Raw genomic sequence first — 18911 nt, forward strand, 5'->3', positions numbered from 1 at the left:
GGCGTGTGGAAGTACGTCGAGCCCGGGTCTCCACCGGCCGCCGGGAACCGCTCGATCGCATGCCATGGGCTGGCAACACCGACTACAGACAGGGAACCACTGTGCCTACGTACAGCCCCAAGGCGGGTGACGTGACCCGTAAGTGGTACGTCATCGACGCCAGTGATGTAGTGCTCGGCCGTCTCGCCGTCCAGGCAGCGAATCTGCTGCGCGGCAAGAACAAGCCGACCTACGCGCCGAACTTCGATGGTGGCGACTTCGTCATCATTATCAACGCCGACAAGGTTGCCATCTCCGGCAACAAGAAGTCGGACAAGCTGATCCACCACCACAGCGGACACCCGGGCGGCCTCAAGTCGCGCACTGTCGGTCAGGTGTTGGAGTCGCGTCCCGATCGTCTGGTGGAGAAGGCCGTCAAGGGCATGATCCCGAAGAACAAGCTCGGCAACGCCATCGCGGGCAAGCTGAAGGTCTACGCGGGCCCGACGCATCCGCACGCCGCTCAGCAGCCCATTCCGTTCGAGATCAAGCAGGTGGCCCAGTGACCGCTCCTGAGGAATTCAACGAGGACTACGCCGAGGACGCCAACGTCGAGGTCGTCGAGGAGGACTACGGCTACGAGGCCGAGCCCGCCGCTTACGCCCCGGTCGTGATCGACCGTCCGGTGCAGACCGTCGGTCGTCGCAAGGAGGCCGTCGTTCGCGTGCGCCTGCTGCCGGGCACCGGCAACTTCGTACTGAACGGCCGCAGCATCGAGGACTACTTCCCGAACAAGGTGCACCAGCAGCTGGTGAAGTCGCCGCTGGTGACCGTCGAGCGGACCGAGTCCTTCGACATCCACGCGCGTCTCGTCGGCGGTGGCCCCTCGGGCCAGGCCGGTGCGCTGCGTCTGGCCATCGCCCGCGCGCTCATCGAGGTCACCCCGGATGACCGCCCCGCCCTCAAGCGGGCCGGCTTCCTGACCCGTGACCCGCGTGCCACCGAGCGTAAGAAGTACGGCCTCAAGAAGGCCCGCAAGGCGCCTCAGTACTCGAAGCGCTGATTTGGCTGCGTCGGCCGTCGGCTTCCGTCACCCTGGAGGTGTCGGAGACGGTCCGGTCGGCGGGGCACCTGCACGAGAGCAGGCTCCCAGCACTGCTGGGCGCCTGCTCTTGTGCTGTATGAACTCGAGGCATTCGCGGGGCACTTCCCGGTCGCACCGGCCGCCGCCTTCGGGCACGCCGCGGATCCACCGATGATGGGCGAAGGTATGGGACGTTTGTTCGGCACCGACGGAGTCCGCGGGCTCGCCAATGGCTCACTGAGTCCGGAACTGGCGCTACAGGTTTCCGGGGCGGCGGCACAGATTCTGAGCCGCGGCAAGGAACGCGCGCTCGCCGTGGTCGGTCGCGATCCACGCGCCAGCGGCGAGATGCTCGAGGCCGCGGTGACCGCCGGCCTGACCGCCGCGGGGGTGAATGTGCTTTCGGTGGGGGTGTTGCCGACACCCGCCGTGGCATATCTGACCGGGTTGTACGACGCCTGCCTCGGCGTAATGATCTCGGCCTCGCACAATCCCATGCCGGACAATGGGATCAAGATCTTCGCGGCGGGCGGGCACAAGCTCGAGGACGCGGTCGAGGACCGGATCGAGGCGTTGATCGCCGAGGGCACGCCACTGCGCCCGGTCGGCACGGGGATCGGTCGGGTATTGAACGCATCCGGCGCCAGGGACCAGGGGCTGGTCATCCCCGATCAGTACAGCGTGGCCGGAACACATGAGCGCTACGTCGAGCATCTGGTCGCGGCGACCGGGCAGGATCTGTCCGGGCTGACCGTCGTGGTCGACTGCGCGCACGGTGCGGCCGCCGAGGTCGGTCCGGCCGCGTACCGCGCGGCCGGAGCAACGGTGATCGCGATCAATGCCGAGCCGGACGGCCTGAATATCAATGACGGTTGCGGCTCGACGCATCTCGGCCAGATCCAGCGCGCGGTGGGTGAGTACGGCGCGGACCTCGGCATCGCACACGACGGCGACGCCGACCGCACCCTGGCCGTGGACGCCAACGGCGCGATCGTCGACGGTGACGCGATCCTGGCCATCCTCGCGCTGGCCATGCACGAGACCGGGTCGCTCGTCCAGAACACCTTGGTCGCCACCGTCATGAGCAACCTCGGCCTGCACATCGCCATGCGTGAAGCCGGAATCACCTTGCGCACCACCGCCGTCGGCGACCGGTACGTCCTCGAGGAATTGCGCCGCGGCGGTTACAACCTCGGCGGCGAACAGTCCGGTCACGTGGTGTTCCCCGACTTCGGCACCACCGGCGACGGCATCCTCACCGGATTGAAACTGATGGCCCGCATGGCACAAACCCGCCGCTCGCTGGCCGATCTGGCTTCGGTGCTGCAGACCGTGCCCCAAGTGCTGGTGAACGTCCCGGTTACCGACAAAGCCACGGTCGCCGCCGCCCCCGAAATTCGCGAGGCGGTACAGGAAGCTGAACGCGTCCTTGGGGACTCCGGTCGAATCCTGTTGCGCCCCAGCGGAACCGAACAACTGGTCCGGGTAATGGTGGAGGCGACCGATCCCGTACAGGCCCAGCAACTGGCCGACGATCTGGCCAAACGCGTCGCCGCGGTGTAATCGCTGTTCGGGCGCGCTCAACTGCTTCGATGGTCCGATCCGGCGTGCCGCTCCGACCGACGGGTGGCGCGTGTATCGCGGGAGTTCCGGCGAGTTGTCCACAGAAAAATGGTTATCCACAGACTTTCTGTTCGCCCTGGTCGGGCACTGAGGCCGTGGTGCCGTTGCACCGACAGTTGCTATATGCGACCAGGACTGGAAGAAGTACGCGACAAGCAATTCGGGGTATTCGCCGCATGGCAGGTGCTGTGCGAGTACACCCGCGCGGAGATGCGAGCACTACTCGACCGAGGCGAATGGGTACGGGTCTTCCGCGGCGTCTTCCGTGAGGCCACCACCGCACCGTCGGCCCAATTACGCGTAGAGGCGGCCCGCCTATCCATGGGTGTGCCGTCCCTCACCGCCGCCTACAACACCGCCGCCGAACTCCACGGCTTCGCGGTGCAACACAATCACCCAACCCACGTCCTCGGCCCACAGGATTCGCGCATCGGCCGTCTCATCGTCCACCACGACCAGGTGGACAAAGTCGAACTCGAACTGATCCAGGGCACCGTCACCACCAACGCCGTCCGAACCGCAATCGACGTCGCACGAACGGTCAGCCGACCGGATGCCTTGGCAACCTTGAACGCCGCTCTGCGCCGGGGTGTCCCGCGTTCCGCCCTGACCCTCGAACTCCAACGCCAGTACAGACGCCGCGGCTACATCCAAGCCGCTGAACTCCTGGAACTCGCCCGAGCACACCCCCAATCCACCCTCCGCACCGACCTGCACGGCCCGAACACGACGCCTAGCTTTCGGTGAGTCGGCCGTTGTTCATGTGCCAGCGGCGGGTTGCCGTGACCGAGTCGAGCATGCGGCGGTCGTGGGTGACCAGAAGCATTGTGCCCTGGAACGATTCGATGGCCTGCTCGAGCTGTTCGATGGCGGGTAGGTCGAGATGGTTGGTTGGTTCGTCGAGGACGAGCAGATTGACGCCGCGGGCTTGCAGGAGCGCGAGGGCGGCGCGAGTACGTTCGCCGGGGGAAAGGGTTTCGCAGGCGCGCAGGACATGTGGGCCGCGCAAGCCGAATTTGGCCAGCAGGGTGCGGACCTCGGCGTCGGGCCAGTCGGGCATTTCCGCGCTGAAAGTGTCTGCGAGGGAGGTACTTCCGCGGAACAGCCCGCGCGCTTGGTCGACCTCGCCGATTTCCACGCCGGAGCCCAGTGTGGCGGTTCCGTTGTCCGGCTGTATTTTTCCGAGCAGCAGTGCGAGCAGCGTGGACTTACCCGAACCGTTGGCCCCAGTCAGTACAATGCGGTCGGCCCAATCGACCTGAGTGGTTACCGGGCCGAGTTCGAAATCCCCTCGGGCGAAGGTCGCATTCGACAAAGTGGCGACCACCGAACCACTGCGCGGGGCCGCCGCAATGGACATGCGCAGCTCCCACTCCTTGCGTGGCTCCTCGACCACGTCCAGACGCTCGATGCGCCGTTGGGTCTGGCGAGCCTTGGCGGCCTGCTTCTCGGTGGATTCGGCGCGCATCTTGCGGCCCGCCTTGTCGGAGTCGAGCTTCCTGGGGTCGCGGGCCTTGCGCCGAGCATTGCGAACGCCGTGTTCGAGCCAGTTGCGCTGCATTTGAGCGCGAGCCTCGAGCCCGCCCTTGGTGTCGGCGTACTCCTCGTAGGCCTCGCGGGCGTGCTGGCGGGCGATCTCGCGCTCCATCAAATACGCCTCGTAGCCACCGTCATAGATCCCGACCTGCTGCTGCGCAAGATCGAGTTCCACAATGCGATTCACGGTGCGCGCCAAGAACTCTCGGTCATGACTGATCACCATCAACGGCACCCGCACGTCGGTCACGAACTGTTCCAGCCGGGCAAGGCCGTCGAGATCCAGATCGTTGGTCGGCTCGTCGAGCAGCAGAATGTCGAAGCGGGACAACAGCACCGAGGCGAGTCCGGCGCGGGCCGCTTGACCGCCGGAGAGTCCGGTCATCGCGGTGTCGAGGCCGTTCGGCAGGCTTTCCGCGAGACCGAGATCCGCCGCGACCTCGTCGGCCCGCTGGTCCAGATCGGCACCGCCGAGCGCGAGCCAGCGCTCCAGGGCGGGCGAATATTCGTCCTCGCCGCCGTCGGCCAAGCGCTCTGCCGCGGCATCCATGATCCGCTGTGCTTCGGCGACACCTGTTCGGCGGCCGAGGAATTCGAGCACCGTCTCCCCAGCGATCCGCTCAGCCTCCTGCGCCAAGTACCCGACGGTGGCATCGGGCGGTGACAGTGTGATGCTGCCGGTGGCCGTGGATCGATTCGCGAGCATGCGCAGCAGCGTCGACTTGCCGGCACCGTTCATGCCGACCAAACCGATCACATCACCCGGTGCAAGGGTGAAATCGAGGTCGTCGAACAGGGTGCGTTCGCCGTGGCCCGCGGAGAGTCCGCGGGCGTGCAGAGTGGTGCTCACCAGCATGAGTCTGCCGTGTCCATGCCACGCGTCGACACCCGGTCCGATCCGAGGGTGCCGGTCCTCGGGGTTTCACCCCGAGTCCATGGCCTGCGGAAATCAGGGTCGGGATAGGTCGTGTGACCGATGTAATGCGCGGTTTTCCTTGGGAGAGTTGATGTCGTACCGAACATCGCCAGAGAGGGAACACAATGACTGCCCCCGCACCCACCCGCCGACTCACCCGCTCCGCCAACGACAAGTGGATCGCCGGCGTCTGCGGCGGCATCGCCGAATACTTCGGCTGGAACGCTAATGTCGTCCGGTTGCTCTTCGTCCTGTCCTGCTTGCTCCCGGGCCCGCAGTTCATCGTGTATCTGGTGCTGTGGCTGATCATTCCGAAAAAGTGACTATCCCCAACAACTAGGGGCAGCGGCTGCACCCGGGACTCGCGGATGACACTATGGATCGGCACCCACCGATCGACCGCCGTGTCAGCCACGCGAGTCCCGACCAGGAGGAGTCATGATCACCTCAGGTGAATTCCCGGGCATGGATCTACCCGGCATCGACGCATCCTCCTCCCTGGACGGCCTCGGGGAAGTCGAACTGCACCACCCGACCCAGGACATCGACGGCGACGGCACTCTCGACACCGTCACCACCACGGGCCCCGAGGCCATGCAGGTGTGGACCGACTGGGACCACGACGGCATTGCCGACCAGGTGACCGTGGTCGAGAAAGACGGTGACTATTCGGCATGGGAGTTCCATCGGCATCCGGACGGGACGTCCGAGTGGGTGCGAACCGACCGGGGGAAGATCGGGCACTAGCCGCCGAGCGCCTTCGATTCTCGGCCCGGCCTCGTTCTCGGGGCCGGGCCGAATCTGTATGTCACATCCAGCCGTGACTACCCGTTGCCGGACCGCGTCTCGACACTTCCACTCGCTGGCCGAAACTCAATTACACTGTCCGACAACGGCCTCCGCAACTCAGCTTCGTGGTTCACCCGGCCGCAAGTTGCAATGATTCGCGCACCTCATGTGCGGATCATTGGAATCTGCGGAACAACTACGATGTCGGCAACCTCGAGCCCTGCGGTTCTTCTGCGACGCGTCGAAGGTGTTTGTAGCTGGTAGGCCCACGCAGTGGATTTCTGCTTGTACGACCTGGGCCGAGCGATTCGATGGAACCGAGCCCGAATCGGTTGCGTCCAAGGGAATATGGCAACGTCTGAATCTCGAGTTGGGGCCGGACGATCGGCAACCTGTAGTGGGAGGGGGCTGGACTGTGAGTGATTCGAGCATGCTCGGTGTCAAGACGGGTGAGCTGGGAAAATTCGCCAACGATTTGGGCGACTCCGGGCAAGTTGTTCGAAACCGGGCGATGGACGTGGCCGACCATATGTTCGGACCCGCTGACGCCGGTGCGAACTACCAAGATCGAGGGAAGAAGATCCAGGCGGGGCTGGAGAAGATCTACAATTGGCTTGGAAACTGGTCCGAGGCGACGTTGGCGACGTCGGATGTGATCGGTGCTTCGGTGGTCAAGTACTCGAATACCGATGATGAGAATTCGCGCAACATTGAAAAGCTTGGCAATGACAAGAAAACGTAGCTATTGGCCGAGCGAATTGAATACTTCAGAGGGGGTGGTGCAAAGTGACATTTGAGGTGCCCGCGAATGGGACAGTCAAAGAGTATCTTGATATCGGATCCCGAAGCCTCTTGTACTTCGAGTGCTTCGAGCCGCGGTACAGGCGCGCATTCGGTGATTTGCCAGCGGGATTTCCGGCGTACGCTCAGCTGCATAAGCGCCATTATGAGCAGAATGGCCTGAACGAAGACACGCTTCTGAAGGCTGCGTCAAATCTGGAGATGGTCCTGCGGCACACAGGTGCTGAGCTTGATGTACAGCGAACACACGCGAAAAACCTTCCCTCGCTGTGGTCGGGCGAGGCGGCTAGTGCGGCTCTGGACATGCTGAACAAGCAGATAGCTCGAGCCGACGCGGACAACAGCGCCGCAGGCGCGGCGCGGAAGTCCATCGCTGACTCTTTCGAGGGGTTACGTGCGGCCGTCAGGCTCAAGGCAGAAGCGGTCCGCTATATTCTGGAGAACGGCGAAGAAATTCGGATTGCAGAAAAAACTCCAGAAGATATCGACAATATTATCTCCGGTAGAAGTATTGCGTGGAGCAATACGTCCGATAGCAGCCTGCTCAACAAGCTGTGGCGAATTTTTCCGGATTTGACCGGAGGTGTCGACGCCTGGCATATTCAGCAAGCCGGTTATGTGGAGCCCGGATCCGACTATAATAATCGAATTCAGGATCGTTGCCGACACTGGCTGGAGAATGTGTTCAAGCCGGACTATTCGGCAAAGATCAAGACGTTTACCGATGCTTGCGATTCGGCGGATCGCGGCGTCAAACAGGTGTACGACAAGATTATCGAGGACTTGGAGAAAGTCTCGGACGCACGATACGACCGCCCAGCTGGTGCGCCAACTGAGACGCCGAGCACCCCAGGTACTCCGGGCACCCCGGGTACGCCGGGCACCCCAGGTGCACCGGGTACGCCAGGTACGCCGGGTACGCCGGGCACCCCAGGTACGCCGGGCACCCCAGGCACCCCAGGCACCCCAGGCACCCCAGGCACCCCAGGCACCCCAGGCACCCCAGGCACCCCAGGCACCCCAGGCACCCCGGGTACGCCGGGCACCCCCGGCGCAACGAATCCGACTTCGACGAATACCACCACGGCGAGCAGTCTCCTGTCCGGGTTGTCATCGCTGACGTCGGCAGCCTCGCAATTGACATCACTCGGCGAGTCCGTCGGTCAAGGTCTCACTTCGTTGAGTACGTCGATCAAAGACACTGTCGACAACGCGATCGAGCAGTTGACAAAGACTTCCGAGACAACGGAAACCGAGGACAAGGACGGCGACGGCAAGCCGGACGGGGACAAGCCGGACGGGGACAAGAACAAGACCGCGGCCGAGTTCGACTTGGGTGGAAAGCATGTCAAGGTCGAGATAGGCGCAGATGGTCAGCCCAAACTCGTGATGACCGACAGTGACGGCACATCGCATGAGTACGGCGTGACTCTGGATGACAAGGGCAATCCGGTCATCTCCACCGACGAGTCGAAGGTGGAGGACGACGAATCCACGACGCCCGGTGACAAATCCGATACGGGAACGCCTGCTACCGAAGAGAACAACGGAAGTAGTCCGGGAAGCGCTTCAAGAGTCCCCTCGACCGGCAAGCGGGAAGAGGACGGCGAGCATACGCCACAGCTTGTACCGGAAGCGGATCCGCAATGGGAGGAGCCCGCCGACAGCGGTGCCGAACTGGCCGAGGCCGGGCCGTTGTGAAGTTGTTCCGCGCCAATGTGATCGGTGACCTTCGCAGGAGGGCGTCATCGTGAACCATTCAGACGATATGGAACAGATCGTCGAGGAGATCCGTCGACGGTCGACGATGCTGCTCGACGAATTCGAGGAGATCAATAGACGCACCGCAGACAAGGACCGTGAGCTTGCCGAACAGTCCGCCATAGGAATGCGTCAGTTCTGGGAAGACCATGCTGAAGAGCTGGCGGCGGCAAAGGCTGAGGCGGAACAGAAAGAGCGGCTCGAGGTCGAGGCACGCGCTGAGCAAGAGCGTCTGAAGGCGGAGGCTCGTGAGCAGCGCGAGGCGATCGCGCGGTCTATTGCCACTCGCAGAGCACACGATGTTGTCACCCCGATAGACGACGAAGGTGACGAGGAATCGGAGTATTACCGCCGCAATAGTTGGTTGATCTGAGGAGCTGCAGGCCGCCGTGCGAGGATTCGGTTAATGGGCCATTGCTTGCGGCCTTGGATCGCGCCGTCGCACGGCGGGCAGGAGCAAGTCCTCGCGACCGCGAAAGCGCTGTTCACCCAACGCGGTGACGAGGTACAGATGGCCGATGTGGCGGAACTCGCGCTCGACGGCCTCCGGCCATGATCACTTGCGCAACAGCTGCGCGAGCTGCAAGACCGGGAGCTTCGGCGGCTCCTCCTCGCGTGGCGCTTCCGGATCGACCACAGTGGTGTGCGGGATAACCGCCTCTGGATCGGAAAATGCCGCATACGTCTTGTCGTGCAACAGTGTGTGCAGCAGATATCCGGTGAGCACGGCCCGCGTCGTCCGCGCGGTCTTGGCCTCGTGCTTCCCGACACCCAACGCGGCCAGCGCGCGACGCCCTTCGACAATGCCGTTATGTGACGCCCCGTCGACCGCTCGCAGAACAACCGACCCGGCCCACGCGGCAGTCAGCGGGATCGCATTCGAGCTGACGGATTCGATATCGGTCGCACCCGCCAACACCAACCCGGGTGTATCGATATCGGGCGCGATGGACTCCGCGGACGGCGCTGTCGGCGCCGGGTAGAGGGCGGCGACCGCGGCAACGCGACGTTGTCCGGCGGCGATCACCGCGCCGCCCGCGCCCATGCCGTGCCCGGCCAGCGCCAGTCGATCCGGATGCACGCTGATCGCGCCGTCGCCGAGTCGGACGCCGGTGCAGATATCGAGTGTGGTGAGCAGATCGGTGGCCAACCCCAGATGTGACGGAATCGGCCCGCGCTCGGTATCGGGCGCCGCGGCCACAAAACCCCAGGAAGCCAGGTGTTCGAGGGTGGCGCGATAGTTGGCGGCGCTGGTCAGCCAGCCGTGGCCGAAGGCGACCGCGGGCAGATTCAGTCCGGACTCCGGGGTGAACACCACGCCGGGCTGACCGGCGATGGCGAGATTGCCACGCAGTACACGGTGAGGCCCCCGGCTGGTCAGGATGCTCAGAAGTGATTTCACAGACGCCGACACGACGTGAACGTTATCCGATAAGTACTCTGGTGAGCCATGTGCGGAATCGTGGGGTACGTCGGGTACCGGGATGCCCTCGGTGTTGTCGTTGACGCGTTGCGCCGCATGGAATATCGCGGATACGACTCGGCGGGCGTCGCGATCCTGGATGGCGCGGGCGTGTTGGCGGTGGAACGCAAGGCGGGCAAACTGGCCAATCTCGAGGCCGAACTCGCCGAAATCGGGACCGATCACTTCGCGGGCACCACCGGCATGGGGCACACCCGATGGGCCACGCACGGTGCGCCGACCGACCGCAACGCCCATCCGCACCGCGACACCACCAACAAGGTGGCCGTTGTGCACAACGGCATCATCGAGAACTTCGCCCCGCTGCGTCGGGAAATCGAAGACGCCGGGGTCGAGTTGGGCAGCGATACCGACACCGAGGTCGCCGTGCACCTGGTGGCGCGCGCATACGCCGACGGCCCGACCGCGGGTGATTTCGCGGCGAGCGCGCTGGCCGTGCTGCGTCGGCTGGAGGGTGCGTTCACGCTGGTCTTCACCCATGCCGACCATCCGGACATCATTGTCGCGGCGCGTCGCTCGACGCCGCTGGTCGTCGGTGTCGGCAGGGGCGAGATGTTTATCGCCTCCGATGTCACCGCATTCATCGAGCACACCCGTGAGGCCGTCGAACTCGGCCAGGACCAGGCCGTCGTAATCACCGCCGACAGCTATACGGTCACCGATTTCGCGGGCAATGACGGACTGGCGCGGACCCGGCCGTTCACCATCGACTGGGATCTGGCCGCCGCCGAGAAGGGCGGGCACGACTTCTTCATGCTGAAGGAGATCGAGGAGCAGCCCGCCGGTGTCGCGGACACGCTGATCGGCCACTTCACCCACGACGAGGCCGGTGGCCGGATCGTGCTGGACGAGCAGCGCCTCGCCGATCAGGAACTGCGCGACTTCGACAAGATATTCGTCGTCGCCTGCGGCAGTTCCTATCACGCCGGACTATTGGCCAAGTACGCGATCGAGCACTGGACTCGGTTGCCCGTCGAGGTCGAACTGGCCAGCGAATTCCGATACCGCGACCCGGTTCTGGATCGGTCGACGCTGGTGGTGGCGATCTCGCAGTCGGGCGAGACCGCCGACACGCTCGAAGCGGTGCGGCACGCGAAGGAGCAGAAGGCGCGCGTGCTCGCCATCTGCAATACCAATGGCGCGCAGATTCCGCGCGAGTCCGATGCGGTGCTCTACACCAGAACCGGGCCGGAGATCGGTGTCGCCTCCACCAAGGCGTTCTTGGCGCAGGTGACCGCGAACTACCTGGTCGGGCTGGCCTTGGCGCAGGCCCGCGGCACCAAGTATCCGGATGAGGTGGCGCGCGAATTCGCCGAACTCGAGGCGATGCCGCACCTGGTGCAGCGGGTGCTCGAGACCGCGCCGCAGGTGCGCGCGATCGCCAGGGAGCTGGCGTACGTGCCGACCGTGCTGTTCCTCGGCCGCCACGTGGGGTATCCGGTGGCGCTGGAAGGTGCGCTCAAGCTCAAGGAACTCGCGTATATGCACGCCGAGGGCTTCGCAGCCGGTGAGCTCAAGCACGGCCCGATCGCGCTGATCGAGCAGGGGTTGCCGGTGATCGTGGTCATGCCCTCACCCAAGGGACGTGCGGTTCTGCATTCGAAGCTGCTCAGCAATATCCGTGAGATCCAGGCCCGCGGCGCCCGCACCATCGTGATTGCCGAGGAGGGCGACGATACGGTGCGCCCGTTTGCCGACGACCTCATCGAGATCCCTTCGGCGCCAACGCTTTTCCAGCCGTTGCTGTCGACCGTTCCGCTGCAGATCTTCGCCGCCGAAGTGGCTCAGGCACGCGGGTACGACATCGATAAGCCGCGCAACCTGGCGAAGTCGGTCACCGTCGAATAACTCAGGCCTGTCCGGCCCGGGTTGTCTCGCTTGCGGTTTCGACACCGCGACGTTCGAGATTGCCCGACAGGACCGCTAGACCCAGCGCGCTCACGACCAGGATGACGCCCACCCAGTTGGGTGAGGTGTAGCCGTAGCCCGCGGCGATGACGACGCCGCCGAGCCAGGCGGAGATCGCGTTGCCGAGATTGAAGGCGCCGATATTGAGGGCGGAGGCCAGGGTCGGCGCGTTGCCTGCCTGGTCGAGGACCCGCTTCTGCAGCGGCGGGACTGTCGCGAAGCCGAGGGCGCCGATGAGGACCACGGTGCCGGCGGCCGCGACCTTGTTGTGCGCGGTCAGCGTGAACAGCGCGAGCGCCAGCGCGAGGCCGCCGAGGCTGGTGTAGAGCATCGGCATGAGATGTCGGTCGGCGAATTTGCCGCCGATCAGGTTGCCGAGGAAGAAGCCGATGCCGAACAGGACCAGCAGCCAGGTGACCGAACTTTCCGCATAACCGGTGACCTCGGTCATCATCGGCGCCAGGTAGGTGATCGCGGCGAAGACGCCACCGAAGCCGAGCACGGTCATTGCCATCGCGAGCAGCACCTGTGGATCGGTGAGCACCGCGAGTTCGTGGCGCAGGCGCGCGTCGTGTGGCGTGGGTTGTTCGGGCACCAGTGCGGCGACAGCGACCAGACCGGCCAGGCCGATCAGCGCGACGAGCAGGAAGGTGAGCCGCCAACCGAACTGCTGGCCGAGCAGTGTGCCCAGCGGCACGCCGACGATGGTCGCGACCGTGAGCCCGGTGAACATCATCGCGATCGCACTGGCCTTGCGATCCGGGCTGACCAGATGTCCGGCCACGACCGATCCGATGCCGAAGAAGGCGCCGTGCGCGAGCGAGGCGACGACGCGTCCGGTCAGCATGAGGCCGAAAGTCGGTGCAAGCGCGGACAATGCATTGCCCGCGACCAGGAGCAACAAGCTGACGAGCAGCATGCGTTTGCGGGACATCCGGGTGCCGAGTCCGGTCATGATCGGCGCGCCGACCAGCACGCCGAGCGCATACCCGGTGACCAGCAGGCCAGCGGTGGGGATCGACACTGCGTAGGTGTCGGCGATGTCGGGCAGCAGTCCGACGACGACGAATTCGGTGGTGCCGATTCCGAAGGCCCCGAGTGTCAGGGCGAGTAGTGCCAGCGGCATGAGCACGAGCCTCCACATGATGTTGTGCCAGAGCTTTACAGGCGGCCACAATAATTGCAGGCGCTTACTATTTGCAAGCGCGGGCTATTGCGAGAACCATCTATCCTGGAGGACCGAGCCCCGACGCAGAAGGAACGCCATGACTGCGGATGCCGCCCTGACCGGCCTGGCCGATGGTTGGTACGCACTGTCGCTGCTGCACGATCGGATCGAGGCGCATATCGAACGCGCCTTGCAATCCGGTCACGAGCTGAGCGTGCGCGAGTTTTCCTTGCTCGTCGTGCTCAGCCGTCAACACGACGGCCCCGGTGGACACCTGCGGATGAACCAGGTCGCCGAAGCCGTGGTGCTCAGCCAGAGCGCGACAACCCGCTTGGTCACCCGCCTCGAAGATCGGGGCCTGCTACAGCGCTACCTCTGCCCCGACGACCGCCGCGGCATCTACACCGACGTCACCTCCGCGGGCCTGGAACTACTGACCCGCGCCCGCCCCACCCACGACACCGCCCTGTCCGGCGCCTTGGGCCAGGCCGCCGCCGACCCCGAACTGGCCCCCCTTGTCGCCGCCGTAGAAGCGATGAACACCAATGCCGCCCGAGGCACCCGTATTCCGCAGGCGTAGCCCCGCATTAGGCGCAGGGTGATCAGCTCGATGACCAGCCGCTCGGTCTCGACGCCGACCGCGTGGGCGCGCGATGCGATCGTGGGAATTCTCGACGGTTTCCAGCGGTGCCGCCGATGCTCAACGACTTCACGGCGCGCCTCGTCGACCTCTTCGTGCCATCCTCGATGCGTCGTGGTGCCTGATCACATGGTCCGAATCTCGCCGGTGCTGCTCAGGATGGGTCGATCAGTGCGATGGACCAGCCGCACTCGGCCTGGCATGAGTCGAGGTCGGGCAGGGCACGACCGCGACGCAGAGCGCTGATCGGGCCCGGCTATTCGACGGTGACGGTGCCGCGCATCTGCGGATGCAGAGAGCACAGGTAGCGATAGGTGCCTGGGGCGAAGAAGGTGTAGCTCCATTCGCCTTTGTTGAAGATCGGGCTGTTGATGCCCATGGCCTTATCGCCGATGCCCTGGACGGTGTGCGGGACGGAGTCCTTGAACCTCCAGGTCACGGTCTCGCCGACCTTGACGGTGATATCGGCGGGGGAGAACTTCATATCCGTGACGTCGACGGTGACGGCCGCGGGTTTCGAATCGCCGGACTTGGTGGTCGTCGCCTGACCGGCCTTCGCAGTGGTCGATGCGGCGGTCGAGTTCGTGTCGCCGGAGCCGCAGCCTGCCGACAACAGCATCGCAGCCAGGATGAATCCGGTGGTGATCCGGATGGACATCGCGCGGCGCACCATCGGCATGACGTCCAAGCGTAGTCTGCTGACGGTACGGGTCCGCGCAGCGCCCATGGCGATCCCGTACCAGCGCAACCGCAGTGCCCGATCGACGCAGTGGAGGCGAGCGTTTCATGCCCAACCAGCGGGACTATTTCACCGCCGATGAAGTGCGCGCGGCCGAGGCCGAGCTGTTCGCCCGTGTTCCCGAGGGCATGCCGATGCATCGGGCGGCCTACGGATTGGCGACGGTGGTCGCGAGCGAGTTGCGCGCCCGGACCGGCGGCATCGCGGGCAGGTCGGTGCTGCTGCTCGTCGGCTCCGGCGATAACGGCGGTGATGTGCTCTGGGCCGGATCGATGCTGCGTCGCCGCGGCGTCGCCGTCAGCGCGGTGCTATTGAATCCGGAACGGGCTCACGCGAAAGGCCTTGCCGCACTGCACAAGGCAGGTGGTCGGATCCGAACCGCGGCGCAGGTGTCGCATGCTGGCGCCGCGAACTCAGCCGGGGCGGGCGATGCCGGATCGAACCACAGCGCACCGATGCTGGACGAAACAGGCTTGGGCGCACCTGATCTGGTGATCGATGGCATCGTCGGCATCTCCGGCCGCGGCCCGCTGCGCCCGATGGCCGCGGAAATCGTTGCTGCTCTGCGTGTTCCGATCATCGCCGCGGACCTGCCGAGCGGAGTCGATCCGGATACCGGCGCGGTGACCGGCCCCGCGGTGCGCGCCGAGGTCACGGTCACCTTCGGCGCATATAAGCCGGTGCATGCTTTGGCGGCGCCCTACTGCGGCCGAATCGAGTTGGTACCCATCGGTTTACGGCTGCCGGAACCGAATCTCGCGGCGCTGGAACCAGCGGAGATCGGTGCGCGGTGGCCGATCCCGGGACCCGCCGACGACAAATACACCCAGGGCGTCACCGGCATCTGCGCGGGCAGCGCGACCTATCCCGGCGCAGCCGTACTGTGCACCGGCGCCGCCGTCGCGGCCACCTCCGGCATGGTCCGCTACGTCGGAACCGGCGCCGCCGAGGTCCTCGACAATTTCCCCGAAGTCATTGCCGCCCAGACCATCTCGTCCACCGGCCGAGTCCAGTCCTGGGTATTCGGTCCCGGCGCGGGCACCGACACCGACGCCAACAAGCGACTCGCCGAAATCCTCGCCACCGATCTTCCCGTTGTCGTCGACGCCGATGGCCTGACCTTGCTGGCCGCCGATCCCGATCTGGTCCGCGGCCGCACCGCCCCCACCGTATTGACCCCGCACGCAGGCGAATTCGCCCGCCTGACCGGGGAAGAGGTCGGCCACGATCGGGTAGCCGCCGTGCGCGACCTCGCCGAATCCTGGCAACTCACTGTCCTGCTCAAAGGCCGCGCCACCCTCGTCGCCACCCCGGGCTGCCCGGTACTGGTCAACGAAGCGGGTGGTTCCTGGGCCGCCACCGCGGGCGCGGGTGACGTCTTGTCCGGCATTATCGGCGCCCTCCTCGCCGCGGGCCGCGACCCCGCCTGGTCCGCGGCTGCCGCCGCCCGTGCCCACTCCCTGGCTGCCAACCTCTCGGCCCACGAAGATCACCGCTACGCTGCCCCCACCTCCGCATCCCCCCTCCTCGACCACCTGCGCCCGGCAATCCGCGTCTTGCGCACGCTTGCGGCGAAGTGACGTGCACTGGCCGGGACCGCACTCGCAACTGCCGCGTCGACGCCCCTGCTCGACGCGCTGATCTCGGCAACCGCACTCCTCGAGGGCGGCAGTCGGGGGGCATCCGTGTCCTATTCGGGCGCACCGCCAAGTGACCCCGCCGTCCCGTTCGAACCGATGCCCTCGCGCGAGCCAGATGCCGAATGGCAGGATCAATAAGCGTGGAGGCGCAAGTGGAGACGGTTATCGATCTGGATGCCATTGCTCACAACGTGCAGATCCTGCGTGCACATGCGGGGGATGCGGCGGTGATGGCGGTGGTCAAGGCCGACGGCTACAACCACGGCGCCGTCGAGGTCGGGCGGGCGGCGCTGGCGGCCGGTGCGGCCGAACTCGGGGTCACCACGGTCGCCGAGGCGGTGCAATTGCGTACCGCCGGAATTACCGCCCCGATCCTGTGCTGGCTCAATAATTCCGATGCCGACTTCGGCGCCGCGATCGAGCACGATATCGAGATCGGCGTCTCCTCGCTGGCACACCTGCGTGCGGTCGAGGCCGCGGCGCGTGCCACCGGCCGGACCGCCGTCGTCTCGCTGAAGGTCGACACCGGTCTCAATCGAAACGGCGTCGCGTCGCCCGAGTACCCGGCGGTGCTCACAGCCCTGCGCATGCTGGTAGACGAACAGGTGGTGCGGTTCCGCGCGATCTTCTCCCACCTCGCCCACGCCGACGAGCCGGAACATCCCTACCTGGACATCCAGCGCGACCGATTCGTCGAGGCCACCGCCGCCGCCAAGGAGCACGGCCTCGAACCGGAACTGGTCCACCTCGCGAACTCGGCGGCGACGCTCACCCGCCCGGATCTGGCATTCGATATGGTCCGGCCCGGTATCGCGATGTACGGCCTGACCCCGATCCCGGAACTCGGCGAGTTCGGCCTGCGCCCCGCGATGACTTTCCAAGCGCGCGTCGCCCTGGTCAAGCAGGTCGCCGAAGGCGAGGGCATCTCCTATGGTCACCAGTGGATCGCGCCGCAGGACACCACTGTCGCTCTCATCCCCGCCGGATACGCCGACGGCGTGTTGCGTTCGATGAGCAACCGCTTCGCGGTGTGGCTCGGCGGTGAGCTGCGCCCCAACGTCGGCCGCATCTGCATGGACCAATTCATCGTCGATCTCGGTGACAATGCGGCAGGCGTCACCGAGGGCGATACCGCGATCCTGTTCGGCGCGGACCAACCGCGTGCCCAGGAATGGGCCGATCTGCTCGACACGATCCACTACGAAATCGTGTGCGCTCCACACGGCCGAGTGCTGCGGCGCCACATAGGGGGATTTCGATGAGAACAGCCGTCCGCGGCGGACGCGCCACCGCCGGTGTGGTCGGCGCGCTGGCCGGTGCCCATGCCTTGCGCTGTATCGGCACCCGCGTGCTCTGGCCCGCCCACGCCGACGAGTACCGCGACGAGAACGTCGACCTGCTGGACGCGGATCGCTCCGGTGCGGTGTTCACCGAAGACGGTGTGTGCCTTGCCACCCGGGAATGCGGTCCGTCCGACGCACCGGTCACCGTGATCTTCGTGCATATCGTCGACGCCGCACTCGACCGGCTGTTCATGCGCGCGGGAGTCATCGAGGACATCCCAGCAACCGCGGAGGTCGCCGGTGGCTGAACGGCAGCAGCGGATTCTGCCCACGGTCGCCGACACCGAGGCGTTCGGTCGCGAACTCGCCGCCGGACTGGGCGCGGGTGATCTGGTGGTACTCGACGGACCGCTCGGCGCCGGTAAAACCGCACTGACTCGCGGTATCGCGGAGGGCCTCGGCGTGCAGGGCCGGGTCAGCTCGCCGACCTTCATCATCGCCCGCCAGCATCGGGCTGGGCAGCGCGAGGGCGCCGCGTCGGTACCGCTGGTGCACGTGGACGCCTACCGACTCGGCGGCGATCTGGATGAACTGGACGCCCTGGATCTCGACACCGATCTGCATCAGGCGGTCGTAGTGGTGGAGTGGGGCAAGGGTGTCGTGGAACACCTTGCCGAGCGGCACCTGTACGTTTTGCTCTCGCGCGAACCGAATTCCGAAGTCCGCACCGCGATCTGGGAATGGGTCGGTTAGGTCGCGGAGACAGCTGATGGTGCGGGTGCCGAAACTACCGAGTAGCTCCGCACCGCACGCAGGGTACCACCCGGTATCGTTGGGCCAATCATGCTTGTACTAGCCGTCGACACCGCGACCCCTGCCGTGACAGCGGGATTGGTGGAACTGGAGCAGGTCGCACCCGGCACCGTCGCCCCGGCGCGGGTCCATACCGTCGCCGCTCGCGTCCGGGTCGACGCCCGCGCCCACGCTGAGGTGCTCACCCCGCAAATCCTCGAATGCCTCTCGGAGGCAGATCGTTCCAGGGCCGATATCGAGGCGGTCGTGGTCGGCATCGGGCCGGGTCCGTTCACCGGACTCCGGGTCGGTATGGCGACCGCCGCCGCCTTCGGTGACGCACTCGGCGTCCCGGTCTACGGTGTGTGCAGCCTCGACGCGATCGCCGCCGACGCGGTCCTCGAACCCTCGCTGCTGCCCGGCATCACACCCGAGAGCGAACTGCTCGTGGTCACCGACGCGCGCCGCCGCGAGGTGTACTGGGCCCGCTACCGTGACGGATATCGCATCGCGGGCCCGGAGGTGAGCAAGCCCGGTGACCTGGATCCCGTGCAGGCCACCATGATCGCCGGATCCGCATCGCACGTCGACCTGTTCGACCTGCCGGTACTTCCGGCCGAGACCCCGTCACCTGCCGGTCTGGTCCGGGTCGCGGCTCCCGAACTGCTGGCGCGCGCTGTACCGGAACCGTTGATCCCGCTGTACTTGCGCCGACCGGACGCGGTCGAACGGAGCTATCGCATGCTCGACCGGACGGGAGCGTGACGGC

At 65.7% G+C, this 18911-nt stretch carries 21 protein-coding genes; 17 read left to right on the plus strand and 4 right to left on the minus strand.

Features of this window, described 5'->3' with window-relative positions; all coding sequences use genetic code 11:
• Positions 1–101: 101 nt before the first annotated feature.
• From rplM to AB0J29_RS06870, 4 genes are all read left to right on the plus strand, one after another.
• The gene (gene rplM, locus AB0J29_RS06855; RefSeq protein ID WP_364780459.1) at positions 102–545 is read left to right on the plus strand and encodes a 50S ribosomal protein L13; all 444 of its coding nucleotides are present in this window, start codon (positions 102–104) and stop codon (positions 543–545) included.
• Positions 542–1042, plus strand: a complete 501-nt coding sequence (gene rpsI, locus AB0J29_RS06860; protein ID WP_364780463.1) for a 30S ribosomal protein S9 — start codon at positions 542–544, stop codon at positions 1040–1042. Before rplM ends, rpsI begins: the two co-directional genes overlap by 4 nt.
• Before the next feature lie 207 nt (positions 1043–1249).
• On the plus strand, positions 1250–2626 hold the full coding sequence (glmM, locus tag AB0J29_RS06865; RefSeq protein WP_364780605.1) for a phosphoglucosamine mutase: 1377 nt from the start codon (positions 1250–1252) through the stop codon (positions 2624–2626).
• Between the two features lie 183 nt (positions 2627–2809).
• Positions 2810–3433, plus strand: a complete 624-nt coding sequence (locus AB0J29_RS06870; protein ID WP_364780466.1) for a hypothetical protein — start codon at positions 2810–2812, stop codon at positions 3431–3433.
• Here AB0J29_RS06870 and AB0J29_RS06875 read toward each other — a convergent pair.
• Positions 3420–5072 carry an ABC-F family ATP-binding cassette domain-containing protein gene (locus AB0J29_RS06875; protein ID WP_364780469.1) on the minus strand — a complete coding sequence of 551 codons (1653 nt, stop codon included), beginning with the start codon at positions 5070–5072 and terminating at the stop codon, positions 3420–3422. The genes AB0J29_RS06870 and AB0J29_RS06875 overlap by 14 nt on opposite strands.
• Positions 5073–5263: 191 nt before the next feature.
• Here AB0J29_RS06875 and AB0J29_RS06880 point away from each other — a divergent pair, with 191 nt between their 5' ends.
• From AB0J29_RS06880 to AB0J29_RS06905, 6 genes are all read left to right on the plus strand, one after another.
• Entirely contained in the window at positions 5264–5461 is a 198-nt protein-coding gene (locus tag AB0J29_RS06880; RefSeq protein ID WP_364780472.1) for a PspC domain-containing protein, read from the plus strand.
• Positions 5462–5576: 115 nt separating this feature from the next.
• Positions 5577–5885, plus strand: coding sequence for a DUF6802 family protein (locus tag AB0J29_RS06885; RefSeq protein WP_364780475.1), 309 nt, complete (start codon positions 5577–5579; stop codon positions 5883–5885).
• A gap of 457 nt (positions 5886–6342) precedes the next feature.
• Positions 6343–6669: a hypothetical protein gene (locus tag AB0J29_RS06890; RefSeq protein ID WP_364780478.1), complete on the plus strand. Its 327-nt coding sequence runs from the start codon at positions 6343–6345 to the stop codon at positions 6667–6669.
• Positions 6670–6713: 44 nt separating this feature from the next.
• Positions 6714–8429 (plus strand): hypothetical protein, encoded by a 1716-nt coding sequence (locus AB0J29_RS06895; protein ID WP_364780481.1) that lies wholly within the window; start codon positions 6714–6716, stop codon positions 8427–8429.
• Between the two features lie 49 nt (positions 8430–8478).
• Positions 8479–8862 carry a hypothetical protein gene (locus AB0J29_RS06900; protein WP_364780483.1) on the plus strand — a complete coding sequence of 128 codons (384 nt, stop codon included), beginning with the start codon at positions 8479–8481 and terminating at the stop codon, positions 8860–8862.
• Positions 8863–8895: 33 nt separating this feature from the next.
• On the plus strand, positions 8896–9045 hold the full coding sequence (locus tag AB0J29_RS06905; RefSeq protein WP_364780486.1) for a hypothetical protein: 150 nt from the start codon (positions 8896–8898) through the stop codon (positions 9043–9045).
• On the opposite strand, the gene AB0J29_RS06910 is transcribed toward AB0J29_RS06905, so the two are convergent.
• Complete coding sequence (locus tag AB0J29_RS06910; RefSeq protein ID WP_364780489.1) at positions 9046–9903, minus strand: dienelactone hydrolase family protein; 858 nt, start codon at positions 9901–9903, stop codon at positions 9046–9048.
• A 36-nt stretch (positions 9904–9939) separates the two neighbouring features.
• Between AB0J29_RS06910 and glmS the strand changes: the two genes are divergently transcribed.
• Positions 9940–11820, plus strand: a complete 1881-nt coding sequence (gene glmS, locus AB0J29_RS06915; RefSeq protein WP_364780492.1) for a glutamine--fructose-6-phosphate transaminase (isomerizing) — start codon at positions 9940–9942, stop codon at positions 11818–11820.
• Between the two features lies 1 nt (position 11821).
• Here glmS and AB0J29_RS06920 read toward each other — a convergent pair whose 3' ends face one another.
• Complete coding sequence (locus AB0J29_RS06920) at positions 11822–13006, minus strand: MFS transporter (protein WP_364780495.1); 1185 nt, start codon at positions 13004–13006, stop codon at positions 11822–11824.
• Positions 13007–13145: 139 nt separating this feature from the next.
• Here AB0J29_RS06920 and AB0J29_RS06925 point away from each other — a divergent pair, with 139 nt between their 5' ends.
• Positions 13146–13628 carry a MarR family transcriptional regulator gene (locus tag AB0J29_RS06925; RefSeq protein WP_364780498.1) on the plus strand — a complete coding sequence of 161 codons (483 nt, stop codon included), beginning with the start codon at positions 13146–13148 and terminating at the stop codon, positions 13626–13628.
• A gap of 316 nt (positions 13629–13944) precedes the next feature.
• Here the strand turns inward: AB0J29_RS06925 and AB0J29_RS06930 are convergent, their stop codons facing one another.
• Entirely contained in the window at positions 13945–14367 is a 423-nt protein-coding gene (locus AB0J29_RS06930) for a plastocyanin/azurin family copper-binding protein (protein ID WP_364780501.1), read from the minus strand.
• Positions 14368–14474: 107 nt separating this feature from the next.
• Here AB0J29_RS06930 and AB0J29_RS06935 point away from each other — a divergent pair, with 107 nt between their 5' ends.
• From AB0J29_RS06935 to tsaB, 5 genes are all read left to right on the plus strand, one after another.
• Positions 14475–16007 carry an NAD(P)H-hydrate dehydratase gene (locus tag AB0J29_RS06935; RefSeq protein ID WP_364780504.1) on the plus strand — a complete coding sequence of 511 codons (1533 nt, stop codon included), beginning with the start codon at positions 14475–14477 and terminating at the stop codon, positions 16005–16007.
• 182 nt (positions 16008–16189) lie between these two features.
• Positions 16190–17329 carry an alanine racemase gene (alr, locus tag AB0J29_RS06940; protein WP_364780507.1) on the plus strand — a complete coding sequence of 380 codons (1140 nt, stop codon included), beginning with the start codon at positions 16190–16192 and terminating at the stop codon, positions 17327–17329.
• Positions 17326–17658: a hypothetical protein gene (locus AB0J29_RS06945; protein ID WP_364780510.1), complete on the plus strand. Its 333-nt coding sequence runs from the start codon at positions 17326–17328 to the stop codon at positions 17656–17658. The genes alr and AB0J29_RS06945 overlap by 4 nt, the downstream gene beginning before the upstream one ends.
• Entirely contained in the window at positions 17651–18103 is a 453-nt protein-coding gene (gene tsaE / locus AB0J29_RS06950) for a tRNA (adenosine(37)-N6)-threonylcarbamoyltransferase complex ATPase subunit type 1 TsaE (protein WP_364780513.1), read from the plus strand. The genes AB0J29_RS06945 and tsaE overlap by 8 nt, the downstream gene beginning before the upstream one ends.
• A gap of 90 nt (positions 18104–18193) precedes the next feature.
• Complete coding sequence (gene tsaB / locus AB0J29_RS06955) at positions 18194–18907, plus strand: tRNA (adenosine(37)-N6)-threonylcarbamoyltransferase complex dimerization subunit type 1 TsaB (protein WP_364780518.1); 714 nt, start codon at positions 18194–18196, stop codon at positions 18905–18907.
• Positions 18908–18911 lie beyond the last annotated feature (4 nt).

The sequence above is a fragment of the Nocardia sp. NPDC049707 genome (assembly GCF_040674855.1).
Classification (GTDB): domain Bacteria; phylum Actinomycetota; class Actinomycetes; order Mycobacteriales; family Mycobacteriaceae; genus Nocardia.

Coding starts and splice junctions, on each gene's coding strand:
- AB0J29_RS06925 (WP_364780498.1), top strand. CDS start 13,146: ATGACTGCGGATGCCGCCCTGACCGGCCTGGCCGATGGTTGGTACGCA.
- AB0J29_RS06935 (WP_364780504.1), top strand. CDS start 14,475: ATGCCCAACCAGCGGGACTATTTCACCGCCGATGAAGTGCGCGCGGCC.
- AB0J29_RS06870 (WP_364780466.1), top strand. CDS start 2,810: ATGCGACCAGGACTGGAAGAAGTACGCGACAAGCAATTCGGGGTATTC.
- tsaB (WP_364780518.1), top strand. CDS start 18,194: ATGCTTGTACTAGCCGTCGACACCGCGACCCCTGCCGTGACAGCGGGA.
- AB0J29_RS06905 (WP_364780486.1), top strand. CDS start 8,896: ATGGGCCATTGCTTGCGGCCTTGGATCGCGCCGTCGCACGGCGGGCAG.
- AB0J29_RS06930 (WP_364780501.1), bottom strand. CDS start 14,367: ATGCCGATGGTGCGCCGCGCGATGTCCATCCGGATCACCACCGGATTC.
- AB0J29_RS06945 (WP_364780510.1), top strand. CDS start 17,326: ATGAGAACAGCCGTCCGCGGCGGACGCGCCACCGCCGGTGTGGTCGGC.
- glmS (WP_364780492.1), top strand. CDS start 9,940: ATGTGCGGAATCGTGGGGTACGTCGGGTACCGGGATGCCCTCGGTGTT.
- AB0J29_RS06920 (WP_364780495.1), bottom strand. CDS start 13,006: ATGCCGCTGGCACTACTCGCCCTGACACTCGGGGCCTTCGGAATCGGC.
- glmM (WP_364780605.1), top strand. CDS start 1,250: ATGGGACGTTTGTTCGGCACCGACGGAGTCCGCGGGCTCGCCAATGGC.
- alr (WP_364780507.1), top strand. CDS start 16,190: ATGGCAGGATCAATAAGCGTGGAGGCGCAAGTGGAGACGGTTATCGAT.
- AB0J29_RS06885 (WP_364780475.1), top strand. CDS start 5,577: ATGATCACCTCAGGTGAATTCCCGGGCATGGATCTACCCGGCATCGAC.
- AB0J29_RS06880 (WP_364780472.1), top strand. CDS start 5,264: ATGACTGCCCCCGCACCCACCCGCCGACTCACCCGCTCCGCCAACGAC.